Source organism: Haematospirillum sp. 15-248 (assembly GCF_012102665.1).
GTDB lineage: Bacteria > Pseudomonadota > Alphaproteobacteria > Rhodospirillales > Rhodospirillaceae > Haematospirillum.
Window position 1 is genome coordinate 13,802 of the sequence record NZ_JAAVTF010000015.1, and the last position, 20,356, is coordinate 34,157.

Annotated in this window: 16 protein-coding genes and 1 pseudogene; 16 read left to right on the top strand and 1 reads right to left on the bottom strand. The window is 53.7% G+C overall.

What is annotated here, in order from left to right; genetic code table 11:
• The first annotated feature begins 62 nt into the window (after positions 1-62).
• The 16 genes from HEQ72_RS10380 to HEQ72_RS10455 are packed head-to-tail and all read left to right on the top strand — an operon-like array spanning position 63 to position 19,502.
• Positions 63-1,526, top strand: coding sequence for a lipopolysaccharide biosynthesis protein (locus HEQ72_RS10380; RefSeq protein ID WP_168023306.1), 1,464 nt, complete (start codon positions 63-65; stop codon positions 1,524-1,526).
• Positions 1,519-2,379, top strand: coding sequence for a class I SAM-dependent methyltransferase (locus HEQ72_RS10385; RefSeq protein ID WP_168021371.1), 861 nt, complete (start codon positions 1,519-1,521; stop codon positions 2,377-2,379). The genes HEQ72_RS10380 and HEQ72_RS10385 overlap by 8 nt, the downstream gene beginning before the upstream one ends.
• Complete coding sequence (locus HEQ72_RS10390; RefSeq protein WP_168021373.1) at positions 2,372-3,370, top strand: N-acetylneuraminate synthase family protein; 999 nt, start codon at positions 2,372-2,374, stop codon at positions 3,368-3,370. The genes HEQ72_RS10385 and HEQ72_RS10390 overlap by 8 nt, the downstream gene beginning before the upstream one ends.
• A complete protein-coding gene (gene neuC / locus HEQ72_RS10395; RefSeq protein WP_168023307.1) occupies positions 3,367-4,518 on the top strand; it encodes a UDP-N-acetylglucosamine 2-epimerase in 1,152 nt (383 codons plus the stop codon). The genes HEQ72_RS10390 and neuC overlap by 4 nt, the downstream gene beginning before the upstream one ends.
• Positions 4,519-4,535: 17 nt before the next feature.
• Positions 4,536-5,234 (top strand): cytidylyltransferase domain-containing protein, encoded by a 699-nt coding sequence (locus HEQ72_RS10400; protein ID WP_168021375.1) that lies wholly within the window; start codon positions 4,536-4,538, stop codon positions 5,232-5,234.
• Entirely contained in the window at positions 5,235-6,953 is a 1,719-nt protein-coding gene (locus HEQ72_RS10405) for a hypothetical protein (RefSeq protein ID WP_168023308.1), read from the top strand.
• Complete coding sequence (locus HEQ72_RS10410) at positions 6,950-8,248, top strand: glycosyltransferase (protein WP_168023309.1); 1,299 nt, start codon at positions 6,950-6,952, stop codon at positions 8,246-8,248. The genes HEQ72_RS10405 and HEQ72_RS10410 overlap by 4 nt, the downstream gene beginning before the upstream one ends.
• Positions 8,245-9,006, top strand: a complete 762-nt coding sequence (locus tag HEQ72_RS10415; RefSeq protein WP_168023310.1) for a class I SAM-dependent methyltransferase — start codon at positions 8,245-8,247, stop codon at positions 9,004-9,006. The genes HEQ72_RS10410 and HEQ72_RS10415 overlap by 4 nt, the downstream gene beginning before the upstream one ends.
• A gap of 48 nt (positions 9,007-9,054) precedes the next feature.
• A complete protein-coding gene (locus HEQ72_RS10420) occupies positions 9,055-9,837 on the top strand; it encodes a glycosyltransferase family 2 protein (protein ID WP_168023311.1) in 783 nt (260 codons plus the stop codon).
• Positions 9,834-10,970: a glycosyltransferase gene (locus HEQ72_RS10425; protein ID WP_168021380.1), complete on the top strand. Its 1,137-nt coding sequence runs from the start codon at positions 9,834-9,836 to the stop codon at positions 10,968-10,970. The genes HEQ72_RS10420 and HEQ72_RS10425 overlap by 4 nt, the downstream gene beginning before the upstream one ends.
• Before the next feature lie 12 nt (positions 10,971-10,982).
• Positions 10,983-12,869: an asparagine synthase (glutamine-hydrolyzing) gene (gene asnB / locus HEQ72_RS10430; RefSeq protein WP_272487544.1), complete on the top strand. Its 1,887-nt coding sequence runs from the start codon at positions 10,983-10,985 to the stop codon at positions 12,867-12,869.
• 1 nt (position 12,870) lies between these two features.
• On the top strand, positions 12,871-14,391 hold the full coding sequence (locus HEQ72_RS10435) for an O-antigen ligase family protein (protein WP_168023313.1): 1,521 nt from the start codon (positions 12,871-12,873) through the stop codon (positions 14,389-14,391).
• Positions 14,373-15,542, top strand: a complete 1,170-nt coding sequence (locus HEQ72_RS10440) for a glycosyltransferase family 4 protein (protein WP_168023314.1) — start codon at positions 14,373-14,375, stop codon at positions 15,540-15,542. Before HEQ72_RS10435 ends, HEQ72_RS10440 begins: the two co-directional genes overlap by 19 nt.
• A gap of 2 nt (positions 15,543-15,544) precedes the next feature.
• Positions 15,545-17,488 (top strand): asparagine synthase (glutamine-hydrolyzing), encoded by a 1,944-nt coding sequence (gene asnB / locus HEQ72_RS10445; RefSeq protein WP_168021385.1) that lies wholly within the window; start codon positions 15,545-15,547, stop codon positions 17,486-17,488.
• Positions 17,479-18,348, top strand: coding sequence for a methyltransferase domain-containing protein (locus HEQ72_RS10450; RefSeq protein WP_168021386.1), 870 nt, complete (start codon positions 17,479-17,481; stop codon positions 18,346-18,348). Before asnB (HEQ72_RS10445) ends, HEQ72_RS10450 begins: the two co-directional genes overlap by 10 nt.
• On the top strand, positions 18,336-19,502 hold the full coding sequence (locus HEQ72_RS10455) for a glycosyltransferase family 4 protein (protein ID WP_209315741.1): 1,167 nt from the start codon (positions 18,336-18,338) through the stop codon (positions 19,500-19,502). Before HEQ72_RS10450 ends, HEQ72_RS10455 begins: the two co-directional genes overlap by 13 nt.
• Positions 19,503-20,252: 750 nt before the next feature.
• On the opposite strand, the pseudogene HEQ72_RS10460 reads toward HEQ72_RS10455, so the two are convergent.
• A pseudogene (locus HEQ72_RS10460) lies at positions 20,253-20,356 on the bottom strand (IS5/IS1182 family transposase); the annotation flags it as partial.

Consider the following 20,356-nt stretch of genomic DNA (forward strand, 5'->3'; position numbering starts at 1 on the left):
GGTGGTTTCCTTAGGATGGGGCCAAGACCTAAGATTGTTATGTGCTTTTGCCTGTATTCGTCATGACTAGTCGTCACCTGATAAGCCGTGTCTCGATCAATCTGGGCGCCAGCCTGCTGCAGGGCTTGCTCGGGCTTGCGTTGATGCCTATGGCGACCTTTGTACTCGGACCGCAAGACTACGGTATTTACGGGATGGTGGTTGTGGTGATGAATCTGGTCGTTGCCGTCTGCGAGACAGGCTCGGCTCATGTGCTTTACGGCCATTTCCATGCCCTCAATGATTCCAATCGGGCCCGGTTGCAGTCCACGTTACTGGCTTTGGCCTTGATGTTGGGCTTGCTGATTGCGCTTGGGGTCTTGTCGTATTGGTCAGCATTGGCGGGCTGTATCCCATTGCTTTCAGAGTTGATACCAGTTGAGGTATGGTTGCTGTGTTTCACGCTTCCACTGAAGGCCACGTGGGCTATCATGAGTCCTATCCTGATCCTGACGCAGCGTAGCGAGTGGTTGGCGGCAAGTTTGTTGGTCCAGTCGGTCGTTAATGTGTTGGTGATCTTGGTGTGCTTGTATCTGTTCGAGACAGGGCGCTCTGCCCTTTTCTGGGGGCAGTGGGCCGGTATGCTCGTCAGCTTGGTTGTACCACTGATACTTCTGCGCCGCTCTTTGTGGGCGCCGCTGGACATGCGTTGGTTGCGGAAGGTGCGTGGCGTCGCATTTGGCGCTTGGTTTGCCGGGCTTATTGACAATATCAGATTAATCTTGGAGAGCACTCTTACCGTAAAAGCAGTCAGTGCTGAAGCTTTGGGTAACTTCAATCATGCACGCCTCTATCAGGGTTTGATGACGCAGGGAACCAATGCATTTGCCAATGTCCTATGGCCTATTGCACTCAAGGAGGCGCAGCTTGCGAATAGTTGTTTCCCGCGTATAAAGCCGGTCTGGGATTTTGTCTATGCGGGCTTGGCCTGCGTTGGGGGTGGGGCTGTGTTCCTGGGAGATGAAGTGGTAAGTTTATTAACTCATGGAAAGTTTGTTCAGGCGGGGGCCTGGTTGCCTTGGCTCGTTGTGTATGTTCTATTGCAGAATGCGGGCAAGCCTGCGACAGCTGTGCTCTATGCTGCCAAAAAAGGTAATCTCTATTCAAGTATCCGGATATTCACCGTGTTGGTAGCGATACTGGCGCTGTTGCTGCTGGTTCCGTTATACGGTGTTGAGGCTGTGCTGGTTGTTTATATCGCCGAAATGATAATGATGCGTGTGTGTCTGGTGTTGGCCGCTCAGCGCATAGGTGTTGTCCCTTTTCAAGACCAGTGGGTTGTCGTAGGTTGTTTGATAACCGTTATTTGCTGGTACATCGAGCGGGCCGTCGACCTGTCGCTTGCTGATCGTTGTGTAGTGGTCGTGGGGTTGTCATGCATCGTTCTGTCTGCGCTGCTTATGTCGATGCGTATAAGGTTTGGGCAAGATTGGCGGCGCTGTCTGCGTGGCCCCAAAGATCATAAATCCGAGGAAACACATGTTTAGATGCGCCCTTTGCTCTGGCCAAGATGTGCGAGAACTCCTGCTAATTGATCACCCGGACCGTTTTGAACAGAGCATAGGCATTGAGCCGAAAGATTATAGGCGAAGCTGGGTCGAATGCCTGCAATGTGGGGGCGCTACCAACGTTCTGCCAGAAGAATCTTCTTTTCGTCTCAAAAAGTTGCGCTCTGCCTATTACGAAGTTGATTTCATGGGCTCGGATATTGGAGAAAAATATCATCGAGTCATGTCCATGCCTGCCGGCAAGTCGGACAATGCAGGGCGTGTGGCCCGCGTGATGGACTTCGTGCGGCGCTGGTCTGGGGCATTTTCACTCCCCCGGATTATGGATATAGGTGCCGGAACTGGTGTGTTCCTCTCCCGTCTAGTAGACCAGACGGGAGGGGCGTGGCATTACTTGGGTGTTGAGCCTGACCCTCGTGCAGCAGCTCACCTGAGGCAATTGGAGAAATTTGCGGTGGTTGAGGCCATGTACCTCGGTCAGACTGATCTGCGGGGATTTAACCTCGTGACTCTGAATAAAGTCTTGGAACATATCGAACAGCCTTTGCCGTTCCTGTTACAGGTTATTCAGAGCTTGGTGCCAGAAGATGGTTTGCTCTATGTTGAGGTCCCCGACAAATTGACGGCGCGGCTTCGTTCGCCGCAGGACAATATCCTCGGCTCCTTGCACTGCCATCTGTATGACCTCACCAGTCTGGGGCAGCTATTGCGGCGTGCCGGGCTGGAGTTGATGTGTGTAAACCGCGTTGCCGAGCCCAGTGGTAAGTTATCGGTTTATGCTTTTGCGGCACCGGCAGAGAGTGTTGAAAAAAAAGGGTTGCCTCATGAATGATCAAAGTATCACCGTCATTGCCGAGATTGGCTCGGTGCATGATGGCTCCATCGGCAATGCGCTTAAGGCCGTTGAGGTGGCTGCCGCTTGCGGTGCTGATGTGGTTAAGTTCCAGACCCACATTGCCGAAGCCGAGACTCTTGCCGATGCACCCATGCCCTCGTACTTTAAGGGAGAGCCACGCATGGAGTATTTCCGTCGCACGGCTTTCAGTCTGTCACAGTGGAAGCAGATAGCACAGCAATGCATCGAGCATGGTGTGCGTTTTCTCTCCTCGCCGTTCTCGCTGGAAGCTGTGGATCTTCTGGAAGAGGTAGGCGTTGAGCTCTACAAGATCCCTTCGGGTGAGGTCAGTAACGTGCCGCTCCTAGAGCGGGTTGCCGCTACGGGTAAGAAGGTTTACCTTTCTTCCGGCATGAGCAACTGGGCTGAGTTGGATCAGGCTGTGACGGCACTGCGCAAGGGTGGTCCCTTGGTGGTGATGCAATGCTCGTCCGCCTATCCTTGTGCGCCAGAGCGCGTCGGCCTCAACGTGATGCTGGAGATGCAGAGGCGCTATGATCTGCCTGTTGGCCTGTCAGATCATACTCTTGGTCATGCGGCCTGCATTTCGGCTGCTGCGCTGGGGGCCACGGTAGTGGAGAAGCATTTTACCTTCTCACGTTTGATGTACGGCAGTGACGCCAAGCACAGCATGGAGCCGGATGAGTTCAAGGTCTTCTGCTCCCATGTCAAGGAGGCCGCAATCATCCGCGCGAACCCGGTTGATAAGGATAACCTGCAGGACTACCGCGATATGAAGATCGTCTTTGAGAAGAGCGTAGTGACCGCCCGTGCTGTGCAGGCGGGGCAGTCCCTGCAGGCTGCCGACCTTGCCTTCAAGAAGCCTGGCGATGGCATTCCCGCTGCCCGTCATGCCGAGTTGTTGGGCCGGCAGGTGCGCCACGCCCTGACGCCTGACCACAAAATTACTTGGGAAGACCTTAAGTGAAGAAAATTTGCGTCGTCATCGGCTCGCGGGCCAATTACAGCAGCATCAAATCTGCGATGCGCGCCATCTATAAGCATCCGGATCTGGATCTCCAGATCATTGTTGGGGCGTCCGCCATCTTGGACCGCTATGGCGCCGTGATCAATCTCATTGAGGAGGATGGGTTCACCGCTTCGGCCCGTGTCCATATGCTGATCGAAGGTGAGACGCCTGCTACCATGGCCAAGTCCACAGGTCTTGGTCTTCTGGAGCTGCCTACCCTCTTCGAGCAGATGAAGCCTGATGTGGTACTGACGGTCGGTGACCGTTTCGAGACCATGGCCACCACGCTAGCTGCGGCGTACATGAACATTCCGGTGGCCCATACCATGGGCGGTGAAGTTAGCGGCACTATCGACGAAAGCATTCGTCACGCGGTTACCAAGTTTGCCCACATCCATTTCCCGGCCTGTGAAGGTGCGCGCGAGCGCATAATACGTCTGGGCGAGATGCCTAAGCATGTGCATATGGTGGGCTGTCCGCGTATCGATCTGGTGGCCGATATCCTTAACGCACCTGAGATCTCGCTCGAGTCTGCGCTTTTCGACAGGGGTGTCGGAGAAATGCTTAACTTCGACCATCCATTTGTGCTTGTGTCCCAGCACCCGGTGACCACGGAGTATGGTGCGGGTGAAGCTCAGATCACGATGACTCTCGAAGCCATCCGTGAGCTTGATTTGCCAGCCATCGTACTTTGGCCTAACGCTGACGCGGGCTCGGACGACATTGCCCGTGGCATCCGCAAGTGGCGCGAGCGCAAGCTGGACCGGTACATGCATTTCTTCAAGAATCTGCCAATCGAGACCTATGTGCGTTTGATGCGAAAAGCGGCCTGTCTAGTTGGCAATTCCAGCAGCGGTATTCGCGAAGGGGCCTTTATTGGCACGCCGGTTGTTAACATCGGGACCCGGCAGACTGCTCGTGACCGTGGCAGCAATGTGCTGGATGTGCCCCATAGCAAATATGAGATCAAGGCAGCCATAGCCCAGCAGATGAACCACGGCCCTTACGCCATGGAGCCCATCTATGGCGATGGCCGTGCGGGTCAGCGCATCGCCGAAATTCTTTCCACTGAGGAGGTGGATGTGCAGAAATGCATCACCTATTGACCCCGGGCGATTGAGATATGAGCATTGTTGCGGTTATCCCGGCGCGGGGGGGGTCCAAGGGTATCCCGCGCAAGAATCTTATGCAGATCGCCGGTCGGCCGCTGATTGCCTATGCCATCGAGGTTGCGCGGAATGCCGACTCCGTAGACCGTGTGCTGATCTCGACCGACGATAGCGAGATTGCCGACGTCGCGCGTGAACTGGGGGCAGAGGTGCCATTCCTGCGCCCCCCGGAGCTGGCTGAGGACACGGCCCCCATGCTAGGGGTATTGAGCCATGCGTTGGCATGGCTGGAGTCTCAGGATGTGGCAGTGGAAGCGCTTGTTCTGTTGCAGCCTACCTCGCCGTTACGCACGGGTCAGCATGTCGAAGAGGCTATAGCATTGTTCCGCTCGGCTCCTGCCAGCAGCGTTGTCAGTGTGGTGGAAGTGCCGCACCAGTTCAATCCAGTTTCGGTGATGAAACTTTCTGCTCAGAGGACTCTTGCTCCCTTTCTTGAGGATCAGGTCATCGCTACTAGGCGGCAGGATAAGCCCAAGGCCTATGCCCGCAATGGACCGGTGGTGCTCGTCTGTCATCCGGACACGCTTCGTTCCGGCGAACTCTATGGAGAAAGGTGCGTGCCCTATCTCATGTCGGAAAAAGACTCTCTGGACATTGATACCCCAGAAGACCTGACCCTAGCTGAGCAAGTTTTGCTCGACCGGAGGCGCTGAATGGAAGCAGTGCTGTGTCGTCTCAGGCGCTTGGTTGAAACTTCACATCATCTGCGTGCTCCCTTGATGTTACTGCGCAAGCTTTGGCGCGATCGGAGGTGTATTGGGCGCATTGCAATTGATTTGCTTGAGACGTATCGTGCAACAAACTTTCTGCGGCTGGTCCCGGTAACGAGTATCGGACGGACTCTGAATCTATATGCTGTTGATGACGATTCCATCTATGGGTTGAAGCTGATGGCGTTCATCAGCCAAGCTCTGCGCTTGGAGGGCTGGCAGATCCAGGTGGTGCTGCGTAACCGGTCCATGATATTGGGGCGAGCCTACTTCAGAGCTTTCGGCATTCGTCGTTTTGCTTATCTGGAGGACCATTGTCTCGCCGACGATGAGCGTGCGTTTTGCGGGCTTAAGGCGCAGGAGTTTCTGGATGGACCACTGAGCCTGCAAGGCATCAAGGCTTGGACTTTTGAAGGCTGCTGGATCGGTCCGCAAATTATTTCGACGCTGTCGCGCATCCGGTTTGAAGGCAGTGTAGATTTTACGAATCCGGAAGTCCGGCGTTGCCTGCGGGGACTGCTTGTGTCGACGCTGGAGCATGTGCTTCGTGCTCGCAAGCTTATCGAACAGCACCCTGCAGACTTGGCGCTAACCATTGAGGCTAACTATGCTGTATTTGGTCCCTTGGTAGATGTGGCTATCTGCCACGGCTGCAACGTCATCCAGATGGTTCAGCCGTGGAAAGACGACGCACTGACCTTCCGGCGCATAACCCCGGTTACCCGGCGCGACCACCCCTCGTCGGTTGCTCGGAATACGTTGGATTTTCTGGTGCTGCGGCCTTGGACAGACCGCGAACAGCAGGTGCTGGACCAGATGTTCAAGGACCGTTATGGCGGGCGCTGGTTTCTGCAGGAGCGCAACCAGTGCAATACCCGTTATTACACGCCAGATGAACTGACCCAGCGCTTCCGGCTTGATCGTGCCAAACCCACGGCCGTGGTATTTTCGCAAGTCTTGTGGGATGCCAACCTTTTTTATGGTGATGATCTGTTTGAGGATGCGGGCGAGTGGTTTGTTGAAACCGTTCGGGCGGCCTGTGCCAACCCGGCCCTGAACTGGCTCATCAAGCTGCATCCTGCCAATGTTTGGAAGCGCAAGTACGAGGGCATTACACAGGAGTATGCGGAGCAGGTGCTGATCGACCGATCCATAGGCACACTGCCAGATCACGTTATGCTCATTGCTGCTGACGACGACATCAGCACGCTTTCGCTGTTCGAGTTCATCGACTATGGTGTCACCGTGCGCGGTACCTCGGGCATGGAGCTGGTGTGTTTCGGTAAGCATTGCGTAACGGCCGGTACCGGGCGGTATTCGGGGTTGGGATTCACACTGGATAGCACGAGCCGTCAGCAGTACCTGCAGCGCTTGGCTTGCCTACACAAGCAGGCTGCCATGAATGACGAAGAAATTCTGCGCGCCAAGTGGCATGCTTACGCAGCTTTTGCGCTCCGGCTTTGGCCAATGTTGAGCGCAAAAGCTGAGTTCATGCACAGGGATCAGGGCAGAGATCCGATGGATCACAACTTGAGGCTTGTGGTGGCTTCGATCGATGAACTACTTCATCGGGGTGACTTGGCTGCCTGGGGCCGCTGGGCTGAAGGAGACGCGGTGGACTTCGTCTGCCACCAGCCCGAACTGGCTGGTTCAGCGGCGTGAGGGTCGTTCATCTGAGCCATACAGATGGTGGGGCTGGGGCAGGACGCGCAGTCTACCGCATCCATGCCGCCTTGTGTGAGTTGGGGGTGGATTCGCGCATGCTGGTCAGTCGGAAGCGCACAGCGGATCCCTCGGTACAGGCAATGTCCGGCTCCGGTCTTGGGCACTGGCGGGTCAGTGTGGCCGAGTACTTGGAGGCCCGTGCCGGGCGTGCGCTGGCGCGGGATGCCTCGGTTTTCCTGTCACCAGCACTGTACGGCTATTTCCACCCGATGCGCGCCGAAGTGGTACGAGGGGCCGATGTTGTGGCTATCTACTGGATCAACGGCGCCTTCATCACGCTGGAGAGCCTAGCAGGGATCAACAAGCCCCTAGTGTGGCGATTGTCTGATGTCTGGCCCTTCACCGGAGGTTGTCACTACCCCGGGACTTGTGAACGATTTGAAAATCAGTGTGGCGACTGTCCCCAGTTGCGTCAGCCTGGCCCGGAGGACGCTACACATCGCCTCTGGCTGCGTAAAAAGCACGCATGGCGTACGCTGGACATGACCGTTGTCGCCCCGAGCAACTGGATAGCCGGGTTGGCGCGACGCAGCTCGCTGTTTGCCGACTGGCGCGTTGAAGTTATTCCGACTGGCGTGGACCTCGAACGCTATTGCCCGGGGGATCGCTCGGCTGCCCGGGCTCGCTGGGGCTTGCCGCAGGACAGATTGTTGATCCTGTTCGGCGCCATGAGCCCGACGGACGACGTGCGCAAGGGCTATAGGGAACTCCGGAGAGCACTTGAGGTTGTTGCGCAGAGCCCGCTGGCGTCTCGCATACTGGCCGTGGTGTTTGGTAGCGACGTCCCCCTGCCGGCTGATCTGTTGCCCGTACCTGCCGTGTCACTGGGACGACTGGAGGGCGATGAGGTCCTGAAAGCGGCATACAACTGTGCCGACGTGGTGGTAGTGCCTTCACTGGAGGACAATCTACCCAATGTTGCGCTGGAAGCCATTGCTTGTGGTGCGCCGGTGGCAGCTTTCGATGTTTGCGGAATGCCGGACATCGTGACGGATAGCTGGAATGGTCGGTTGATTCCTCAAGCTGATCCGGAAGGCCTAGGGTGGGCGTTGGTGGAAATATTGTCGGATAGCAAGAGGTTGCTGACGATGCGTTTCAACGCACGGCAGCGTGCGCAGCAGAGCTTTTCTTTGAAAGACCAATCCAACGCTTACCGAGCACTTTATGAACAGATTCTTGCTCGGCGTCCGATCAAAGACAGTCAACATTCGAGTAGCGGGGGTCTCAATTGACACAAGAGAATTCAGCAAAGAGAAATGCCGAGGCAAAATCCCTTCAATGGACTGGTGATCTGGTTCAAAAGTTCTGGGACTATCAGTCTTTATTTCCGGAGCACTATTTCACCAGTTTATACGGCGATCGGATAGTGGGTGCTGTGCGCAACTACGTGCCTCGGAGGGCTCGAGTCCTTGATTATGCCTGCGGCACAGGTGCGCTAACAGGGTATTTGTTGCACTCAGGGTTTTCTGTTGGGGCCTGTGATCTTTCACCTGATTCGGTTGCGTATGTGCAGAAAAATTATGCCGGGCATCCGGCGTTTTGCGGAGCTTGGACAATCGATGATTTGCTCGCGGGCGAGGAGCGATTTGACGCCGTTGTCTTGGTCGAACTTATCGAGCATGTGGATGATACCGTACTAACGAAAGTAATGGCTGATTTACGTAAGCTTCTGGCGCCAGATGGCATGGTGATTATGACCACACCAAATGACGAGGACTTGGCTATCGAAATGGTGTATTGCCCTTGTTGTAATCACACATTCCATCGATGGCAGCACGTTCGTAGCTGGAATGGAAGAACTCTTGCCGCTTTTTTAGTCGCGCATGGCCTTGAATTAGTGTCTACGAATGAAATTGATTTCTCACTGAGTCAGAAAAATGGCTTTGTTCGCTACTATTTGCATCGTTTGTTCCAGACTGTACTTCGACGTAAGCAGCCACACCTGCTAGCCGTTGCCAAAATGGTGCAATACCAGAATGGTGTAATATAAAGAGGGAGTCAGCTTGAGTCGGTCATCTGAAGTATTTCGTCGTGTTTCATGAGCAATATTTTGAGCCCATCAATTTCGGTTATCACTGTTGTTCGCAATGGCGCGTCGGTCATTGCCGACTGTATCGACAGTGTGCTCGCCCAGCCGATCGAGGATTTGGAATATATCATCATCGATGGCGCTTCGACCGATGGGACACTGGAGATCATTCAGCGCTATGGCGACAGGATCTCGGTCTGCATCAGCGAGCCCGATCGGGGCTTGTACGACGCGATGAACAAGGGACTGCGTCTGGCTCGTGGTCGTTACATCCATTTCCTGAACGCCGACGACCGCTACGTGGCGCCGGATACCTTGACTAGTTTATTGCCACAGCTCGACGAGAGTACGGTCTGCTACGGTGCGATGATCTATCAGGAAGAGGATGGACGGCAGCGACGTCTTGGTTCACCTTTTTCGTGGGAACGGGAGTTGGTGGAATCGCACGTTCCGCAGCCGACGTTGTTCGTTCCAACACGTATGTATCGCGAGGTTGGCGAGTTTGATCTGAAATATTGCATCTCCGCCGACTATGACATGGTCCTGCGCCTTGCTAAGCGCTTTCCGGTTCGTTTCATCGAGCAGCCTGTGACTTTGATGATGGCCGGCGGTATCAGCTATGCGCAGATGGGACGTACTTTCAAGGAGTCCGCCCGAGTATCGATCAGCCACGGCCGTCCGGTCGGGCTTGCCTACCTAACCTATCTGCGCCACATGCTTACTTGGCAGATAGCGCGGCACCTGCCGGTATCATGCATCGAGTTCTTGCGCAGGTTGCGAGGTCGTATATGAGCATCAATGTTGCACATGTCATGCGTACTTACGGTATCCACGGCGGCGAAAGTCAGCTGGCGCAGCTGTTTAGTTCTTTTTCGGAACCGGGCTTTCAGCATTTCTTCTTCTTTGTCTATCGCGATGAAGTCTGCCAAGGGCACTTCTCGGCGATCCCTCAATTGCAAACGGAGACGCTGTTGGACTTGCGGTCCAAAGTCTTTCCGTCTCTGCGCAGGGAAATGCTGGCTCTCCTGTTTCTGCTTCCTATCCTGCAGGTCCGCCTGATTCTGGCTTTGCGAAGGAATCAATGCCGCATCTGTGTTGCCCATGGTGTACAGGGTGCCATGGTGGCTTGGCTCGCCGCGACATTTCTGCGAAAGGTGCGCTTTGTATACGTCCATCGGGGCACCAAGTCTGCGCAAGGCAAGAACCCCCTTTTTAAGTTGCTCTACCGTCCCTTCGATGTGATCGCCGGCGTTTCGCGCGCTTCAGCCGATTCATTGCGAGACCTTGCGCCCGGTAAAAAGCTGATTGCTATTGAAAACGGCATCGACTGGCAAGCAATTGAAGCCGAGCTCGGTCAATGCCCCACCGTAGCGCGTAGTGATCGTTTTGTCATCGTGTGCGTTGGCCGTCTTCTGCCTGCCAAGGGACAATCGCTGATTCTCGAGGCGTTCGCTGACGTACAAACTAAAGTGCCAGGTGCAGAGTTGTTTGTTATTGGCACTGGGCCTGATGCGGCAATCTTGCAGCGACGCGCCGAACAGCTAGGCATTTCCGACACCGTACGCTTCCTCGGTGATCGCAAGGACGTTGTATGCTTATTGGGCCAGAGCAATGTGTTCGTGCATGCGTCCGAGTCAGAGGGCTTAAGTAATGCGGTCTTGGAAGCTATGGCAGTCGGACTGCCCAGCATTGTGCTCGCAGCGCCAGGTGTCACTGAATGCCATGTCGAAGCGGAAACCGCGTTTGTCATTTCACGCTCACATGCCGAGCTGAGCGCGTGTCTGCTTCTGCTTGCGGTAGATCCGTTCTTGTGCAAGCGCATGGGCCAAGCAGCGCGAGCACGGGTTCGCGAGCACTATTCGATTGCTGAAAATTGCAAGCGCTATGCAGCGCTCTACTATCAACTCATCTCCCTCCAGAATTAGTGAGCTTTTGACATGTGCGGAATTTTAGGTGTCACCGGTGGTATGGCAGCGCGCACATCGAACGAGGACTTTTTCGACGCACTCGATCTGATTCGGCATCGCGGTCCGGATGGCGGCTCAGTATGGGGCGCATCTGGTATTTGCCTCGGTCACCGACGCCTAGCGATCATCGATCTGGCCCAGCGCGCAGATCAGCCAATGCATCAAGGCGAGTTGTCCATCGTATTCAACGGCGAGATCTACAACTTTCGTGAGTTGCGCGCTGAACTCTGCGCGCTGGGCCACACATTTAACACCAATTCGGACACCGAGGTACTGTTGCAGGCATGGCAACGTTGGGGGCCTGACTGCCTGACGCGTCTCGAAGGTATGTTCGCCTTTGCACTCTGGGACGGTGCCCAGGAAAAGTTGTTTCTTGCGCGAGATCGCTACGGTGAGAAGCCCCTTTTCGTCTATGAAAGTGCTGAGGGTATCGCCTTCGCTTCGGAAATGCCTCCGTTGATTCGTCTGTCTGGAGGTTCGCTTCGAGAGAACCGATCTGCCACCGGTCTGTTCTTCCTGTACTCGTATATTCCAGCGCCTTATGGCGCGTTTCAGGGAGTATGCCAACTCGAACCTGGATGCTGGATGGAGTGGAGCGCTCGGGACGGTGTTCGTCGCCACCGTTATTACAGCCTACAGGCAGAAATCGCTGTCAGTGCAGCGCAGTCTCAACCACGGTACGAGGATGCGTGCCATATGCTGAAATCGATGCTGCGCGACGCTGTGTGGCGGCGCGTAGAAACTGCGGATGTACCGGTTGCCAGCATGTTGAGCGGCGGAATTGACAGCTCGATTGTGACAATCTTGGCGGCGCAGGCAATGGTATCCACACATCAGCCTATGTCGGTGTACTCGCTCGGATTCCCCGAGGATCCGGGTTTTGATGAGACCGATTTTGCCAAGGTAGTCACGGCGACTTTGCCGAACGTACGGCATCGTATCGTCGAGGCGACGGAAGGCAGCGTCCTTCTTTTCGCCGGCGAAGTCCTCGACCGGCTCGGCGAGCCCTATGCCGATGCCTCTATCTTGCCGACTTCGCTGTTGTGCTCGCAGATCGAGGAAAAGGTTGTGTTGGGTGGCGACGCTGCTGATGAGCTGTTCGCCGGCTATGGTACCTATCCTTCCATTGTCGCCGGTAACCGTCTGCCCTCCTTGGTGCGCAGCCTGCTGGGCTTGGTGCCGCGCTATCCGAATCCGTCGGCGATACGCAATAGGCACTTGCGCGCGGTGGCGCTTTTCCATCGCCATCTGCGCGCCACGCCACTGCAAAGCTACCTAAGTTGGCGTAGCTACGCCGATGTGGACGTGCTGGCCACCTTGGGCATTGACACTTCAGCGTCCGCCGATTTTGCTGCAGCGCTGGACCCTAGTAGGGGCAGCTTGTTGCGTGATATCCAGGCACTGGACTTAGTATTCAACCTGCCGAATGACATGTTAAAAAAAGTGGACCATGCCGCCATGTTCCATAGTCTCGAAGTCCGCTTGCCCTTCCTCGACAGTAAGCTTGTTCATTGGGCGCTAGGACTTCCGGACGAGTACCGTCTGAGTGGTCGCACACGTAAGCGCATTCTGCGCGATGCCTTCGCCGACGTGCTGCCGGAGATAGTGTTGACGCGCGGCAAGATGGGCTTTCTTTTGCCTATTCGGCGTTGGTTCCGTGAGGGAAAATTGCGCGATGAGCTAGATGCGATGCTGAGCGCACAAACGGTATTGGACAACAAGGCCGCGCGCGCGATTCTACACGAGCATGCAGCAAGCCGCGCAGATTACTCTGTGCTACTATGGTCGATGTATGTCTACCTGCGCTGGTTGTCCAAGATTTCTGTGTGGGCTACGCATCATGTAAGGAGCAATTAAATTGTTAGCATGTTGCCATGGTTGGAAGCTTGCAAAGCATGTTCAATGTCAAGTTAATTTTCTGGCTTTGTGCGGCCTATTTTTTGCCTTTTCTGTATTGGCTGCATTGCGCAGCTACGGATGGTCGTTTAATGAGATTATTAATAATGGGTCGCCAACATGGGTTGCATTTTTAGGGTGTGGATTGTTGTTGGTGATTGTCTGTTTCTTTTTCTGGGTGGCACAGTCTTTACAGCGAGCGACTTATTTCTTGGGTTCCTCTGTAGCTCTTGGTGTGTTACCTGAAATACCGAAATTGCCATTTTTGAAGGATGTTACCCACATAGCTCTAATATTTTTCGTGGTTGCGAATTGGCGGTACTTATATCTTTTATTGCAAGTGCGTTCCTTAGCTGATCGTCGAATTAAAATCTATCTTGCATTCCTAAGCTTGGCAGTTTTCAGCGTAGTGATTAATTTTTTGCTAAGTGGTGATGTATGGCAACTTAAGGTAGGCGTATCAGGTCTACTGCTTCTTGTTTTCCTGCTTATGGCACTATGTGTAATTCTTTGGTCTTCAAGTTCACAAATTTACACACAGCTTCATAGAGGATTTCTCGATTCATCCCAGATTGCGGCGGCTTTGGGATTGGCTGCGATTATTTTATTACTTTCAACGCCTTACTCAACAGGCTTTGCTGGTGACGGTGCAAATACTCTTTGGGGCCTTGGTTATTTTGATCGACTGACTCTTTTAATGGAGACACCTAGCCTTACAGCGATATATTTTGTAGTGTCAATGACTTTTGCAATCCATGAAATAAGTAAAGAAGATAGAGATATAAGTAACATTTCAAGATTCAGCCTTCTTTTTATTCTATATGTATCGCCATGGATAGTAGCAGCGACTGGATCTCGGGTTGGAAGAATTTCTTTGGTCGTACTCGTTGTGACGGGACTGCTTTGGAAGCCTGTCAGACGGGCTACGCTAATCATGTTTCCTTCGTCGTTTGCAGCAACCTTATTGATGCTTGATTTTCAGTCATTCCCTAGTGCAGTGAAATTTATTATTGGGCATATTTTTCCAGATCCTTCCATTGTTCAGCAAATGGAAGGACTGAGACTGACCGGAAGATTTTTTGACGCAGAAGAGCGGGGTGAACTGTTCCGTCATGCGATTTCCATGATGGTAGAAGCCCCCTTGATAAATCAGCTATTTGGAATGGGTTATGGAGTATCAGGATATAGCTCTTCACCATACCCTAGGCCACATAACCAGTTTCTGGGAATGATTGTAGAAATTGGTATTTTTGGTTCCATTGCTTTGGCTCTTTTTTGGTTTGTTTGTGGTTGGCGCACCTTCTTTGCTGTTCCGAGGCTAACTTGGTCCGATAAATCCGCCTTATGGGTATTCTTCGTAAGCCTGATTGCGATTTTTGGGTTGGCTATTAGCTATCAAATCACAACTAAAGGATTGGTGTTGGTGTTCCTCTTTTTAATGTTCAGCTGGTCGGGTACGCGCAGTTGCAAATTGAGGAAGTGATGTCTAAGCCACTAAAAACTCTGATCTGGCATTGGGGACGACGCGGAGGAGGGCCGCGCTATACGCTCGAGCTCGCGCGTGTGCTGGCTACCCGCCAGGATATGGAGATATATTTGTCGCTCTCGCGACAGTCCGAGATCTACGCTGATTTCGAGTGCGTGCAATCAGCTGGCCGTTTTGATATCAATACGTACGAAGGCATCCTTCAATTCGGATTGCGCAGCATCAGGCTCCCCATGCTCAAGCGCCGTTTCGCCCGTTACATCCGGGAACAGAAAATTGACGTCGTGTTTTGCACCATGGACCATTTATGGGGTGCTTTCTTGGTGAGTGCAATTCGTGACTCTGACGCTGTTTACCTGTTGACTGTGCACGACGCTACCCGGCATCCTGGCGAAGATCAAGGCCAGCGGCGTTGGCTGCTGCGGCGCGACATAAATGCTTCTGATTCCGCACTCGTATTGACGCGCTCGGTCGGTCTATCGCTGCAAGCCAATTATTCCTATCCGGCAGACCGTGTCTTTCTGTCTGCCCATGGTCATTTTGGAGATGGCAGTGTTAATGTGGAAGTGCGCAGTCTTCCGACTGATAGGCCTGTGAGACTTCTGTTCTTTGGTCGTATTTTACAATACAAAGGTCTTGATTTGATGCTGGAGGTGCTGCCGCTGCTACGGCGTGAGTTCCCTGGACTTCAGTTGGAGGTTTGGGGTAACGGCGATATCAATCCCTACCAGTCAGCCATCGAGGCAGTTGGTGGTGTGCGCGTAGAGAATCGCTGGATCGAAGAATCAGAAATTCCTCAAATTTTCGCGTCCACGGATTTGGGCATGTTGCCGTACCGGGAAGCTAGTCAATCGGGGGTCGTGGCCACCGCATTCGCACTTGGCATGCCTTGCGTTGCCACGCCGGTACCCGGCCTATGCGAGCAGATTAGTGATGGTGTCACGGGTATCATTTCTAACGGCTTTGGTGCTGCTGAGTACGCGGAAGCAGTTGCCAGAGTCCTGCGAGACCCGGTGCTCTATACGCGCTTGTCGCAGAACTGCATCACAGTGACCAAGACGACGCTCAGTTGGGACTGCATCGGCCAATCGGTGGTAGACGCTTTGCGAGGTGCTTATGCCAAAGGTAAGCGCGGTAAGGAAAATTGATTATGTGCGGTATCGCAGGAGTCGCTTCATGCGAGCGAGCAATACATTCCAGCAAACTTGACCGAATGCGGGATACTTTAAGTCATCGTGGCCCCGATGGCGCGGGCAGTTGGATTTCCAGTGACGGTCGTGTCGGATTGTCACATCGGCGCCTCTCTATTCTGGATCTGTCTGCTGCTGGCGTGCAGCCAATGCATTCTAATTCTGGACGATATAGTATTTCCTTCAACGGCGAGATCTACAATTTTGCCGATTTGCGCAAGGAGCTTGAAGCCGCTGGTATGAGTTTCATTGGCCATTCGGATACCGAGATCATCCTAGGAGCCTGTGAACGATGGGGGGTTGTTGACGCTTTGCCGCGCTTGGCCGGTATGTTCGCTTTTGCTATCTGGGATGCCCAAGAAAGCACTCTGTACTTGGCACGTGACCGCGTCGGTATCAAGCCGTTCTACTACAGTCATCAGGACGGTGAGTTCAGCTTTGCCTCAGAGTTGCGGTCGCTGGTGAACTGGCGCGGTAGCCTTCCGCCGATCTCCAAGTGTGGGCTCAACGAGTATCTGCGTTTGGGATACGTCCCGTGCCCGTTGAGTATCTTTGAGGGCATCTGGAAGTTGCCGCCGGGGACCTATATGACTTGGCGTGCGGGAAAACTGTCTGAACCAAGATTTTTTTGGACTTACTTGGACGCAGTGTCCCGTGGCCGGGCATGTTCCTTCACTGATGAGCACAGCGCGCTTACCGAGCTTGAGCGTGTTCTTCGAGTTAGTGTCGCTCGCCATATGGTATCGGATGTTCCGCTTGGTGCATTTCTTTCGGGGGGTATTGATTCGAGCATTGTAGTCGCGCTGATGCAGGCACAAAGCATCCGCCCCATCCAAACATTTTCTATCGGCTTCAGCGCCGCCGCGTACAATGAAGCCAAGTACGCCGCACGCGTAGCCGCGTATCTCGGCACCGAGCATACCGAGCTGTATATTACAGATGCCGATGCGCGCCGTATTATCCCCTACTTGCCAGACGCCTATGATGAGCCGTTCGCGGACGTTTCGCAAATACCCACTATCCTAGTATCGCAGCTAGCTCGCAGCCAGGTGACGGTGGCCTTGTCCGGCGACGGCGGCGACGAGCTGTTTGCTGGTTACAACCGCTATATTTTTGTTTCTTCTTTCTGGCGCAAATTGCAGCGGCTGCCGCTTGGTCTTCGACGCATGGCTGCTGCTTGTCTGCGCTACCCAAGCGTGGCGCACTGGGATGCCTTCTTCAAGGCTGCTGGCTTGTTAATGCCCCAGTCACTGCAGCCAAATCTGCTCGGTCAAAAAATGCACAAGATCGGTGCTATCCTGCCTTCTGATTCGCTACTCGCGCTGCATAGCAGCTTGGTTGCACAGTGGGCGATTCCGCAAGCGGCTTTGAATCCCGAATGGCGTGGCGGTGAAGCGCTATGGAAGGAGATGCTGCAGGAGGACCCCTCGCTGACGCCGCCGATGCAGCAAGCGGTATGGGATGCGCAGACGTATATGGTGGACGACATCCTGACCAAGGTTGATCGTGCCAGCATGCGATTCGGTCTTGAGGCGCGTGTCCCGTTGCTCGATCATACTGTCGTCGAAACTGCTTGGCGCGTACCGGAAGTCATGAAGTTGCGTGATGGCCAAGGAAAATGGCTGCTGAAGCAATTGCTCTATCGGTATGTTCCACAATCGCTGGTGGATCGACCAAAGATGGGGTTTGGAGTGCCCATTGAGGCTTGGCTCCGTGAAGGTGTTCGTGATTGGGCAGAGACCTATTTAGATGAGAAACGCTTGCGCAGTGAAGGTTATCTTGATGCTGACGTCATTCGTCAAGCATGGCTGCATCATCAAAATGGCTCGAGTGAGAGTGGCGGTCCGCTATGGACTATTCTTATGTTCCAGCAATGGCTGGAACATTGCAGGACATGGCTATGATTTCCCGGCTCCCGTGGTGGGCAAAGCTATGCGCGAAGCTGCTACTTGCGCGCTTGCCTGTCCCTTACAGCCTGTGGCGTAAACTCAAGCTCTTCCGGCATGGCGAAATGAACGACCCTGCGCGGGCTATTCGTACCTTTGAAAATTATTATAGGCATGCTTGTGAGCATGCCGACATACAAGCTGGCTTTACCGTTCTCGAACTGGGTCCCGGTGACTCCATCCTTTCCGGACTCGTGGCGCGCAGCATGGGTGCAAGCCGAGCCTGGCTGGTCGATGCTGGTGCATTTGCAGACACAGATGTCGCTGCTTGTCACCGTACTTTGGATCTCCTTAAGCAGATTGGTTACGCTGATCTCAGTTTGGGTGATGCTGCCAGTGTTGATGAGGTGTTGAGGCGCGCAAACGTGACCTATCTCACCCGTGGTACGGCTTCATTGGCTGACATCCCGGATGCTAGCATCGACTTTTTTTGGTCGCAGGTCGTGCTGGAGCATGTGCCTTATGGCGAGTTTCTCGAATTTCTGCGTCAGTTGCGGCGTATCGTGAAATCCCATGGGATCGGTGTGCACAGTGTTGATTTCCGTGATCATTTGAGCAATGCTCTCAATAACCTGCGTTTTTCCCACGTAACTTGGGAAAGCCAAGCCTTTCGCAACAGTGGTTTCTATACCAACCGCATTCGTCCCGGTGCCATGCTCTCACTATTCAAGGACGCGGGCTTCGACGTGGAAGTAATCACCGAAACGCATTGGCCAGAAATACCGACCCCGCGTGCTGCCATGGTGGCGCCTTTCCGCGAGTTACCAGCCGCCGAGCTGAGCCTCGCTGAGTATGAGGTGCTGTTGTGGCCGAGGTGATTATGAATGCCCAACCCAAGCTGCTGTTTCTTGTTACCGAGGATTGGTACTTCTGTTCTCATCGTCTTCCACTTGCTGTCGCTGCACGTGAGGCTGGCTATGAAGTTACCGTTGTCACTCGTATCAATCAGTTTGCTGAAGTCATACGTGCATCTGGACTGAGGCTCGTCCCGCTCCAACGCATGCGACGCGCGGGAACGCACCCCTTGCAGGAGCTGGCTTCTCTTTGGGAGCTTTGGGGCATTTATCGCCGCGAGAAGCCCGACTTAGCTCATCATGTTGGCCTCAAGCCCGTCGTTTATGGCAGTCTCATTGCGCGATTGATGGGTGTGCGTGGCGTAATCAATGCGCTTGCTGGACTGGGATTTGTTTTTTCCTCAGGCCGATTATTTGCGCGGATATTGCGACCGGTTATCAAGGCCGTGTTTTTTTGTTTGCTCAAGCGAAGGAATATTCGCGTCATTGTACAAAACGAACGTGATCGTGATGTGTTGACCGAGGAGGTTGGTATCGACTCCCCCAGTGTTCGATTGATCCGTGGGGCCGGCGTGGATCTGCGCCTCTATAGCGGACGGTTGCCTAGCGTGCAGCCTCCGTTGGTGGTGTTGATTGCGCGTATGCTGTGGGATAAAGGGGTAGGTGACTTTGTCGAGGCTGCTACTCGTATTCGCGATGCAGGATGCCATGCTCGATTCGCTCTGGTGGGCATTCCTGATCCGGAGAATCCGACATCGGTGCCGGAATCGCAGCTTCGTGCTTGGAATGATGATGGCACCGTCGAATGGTGGGGGTATCGCGCTGATATCCCCGCAGTTCTGGAGATGGCGAGTATTTCTTGTCTTCCAACTTTCTACGGCGAAGGTGTGCCGAAGGCATTGATTGAAGCGATGGCCTGCAGTCGTGCAATTGTGACCACAGATATCCCTGGTTGCCGCGAACTGGTTGCTTCTGGGCGTAATGGCATTGTTGTGGCGCCACACGATGTGCCAGCATTGACCGCCGCGCTAGAGACTTTGATTCGCGATCCTGAGCGTTGTCGTCAAATGGGTATTGCTGGACGAGAAATGGTGGAGCAATCGCTATCCTTGGAGCGAGTAATTAAAGAAACACTTTCTCTTTATATGGAGTTAGTGCCGATTAAGGTTCTTAGTTGATGATATTTGCGGTCACTAGCGCGAATGGTTTTTTTGGTAGAGCCGTAGTTCAACAACAAGCAGACAACAGTTACAAGATGCTGATATGCGTTTGACAATCAGCGCTTTTTGCTAGCAACCAAGGCGTCAACTCGATGGTAGTTCCCTAGTTGCAGATGGCATTGGGGTGTGCGGTGCCGTATGTCTTTTCTTATCGAGCGCGGTGAGTACGTAGTGGTGCTCGGCCCATCCAGTGTAGGTAGCCGTTCTAGGCTGTGCGGCTACACAAGCTCATATACACCATATAGTGTATATATAAGCGCTGATTCCACAATCCTTGCCTGCAGAAAGGAGGGCGTCTACCTGCCGCTGACGGGCAAGTAGGTCAGCCACTTTTTCCATATTGTGGAAAAATACTATAGAATTGGGTAGCTCTATGGTACTGACCAGTAATCTGCCTTTGCGCAGTAGCTTAAAGACGTTCTGCGGTAACCCCCACGCTGACCACAGCTATGATAGAATAGATTCTTCATCATGAGTACATCCTGTAGATGAAGAATATTTATCATATGTGCAAGAAGAGAAAAGAATAAATTACTGGGAAACCCTATTAATATAGAGGCCTAGAATTCGGTCATGTCAATTGGCTCAGGTACCTCATATTTACTTCGCATTTGAGAATCAGGCTGATGAGAAACCTAAAGCTCATTCATTATAGGTGCTGCGCAGAACGTTGTGGCCTCCGGGTGTAAGAGTCCGTTTGAGAATGGCTCAATGTGAGATTCTGCGTAGGAGCAGGCTGCCCATCGGGACGTGGATCATGGCTTCGGAGACGTCAATGCGCGCCTCGTAGTTGCGCACGAGCCGACGCCAGC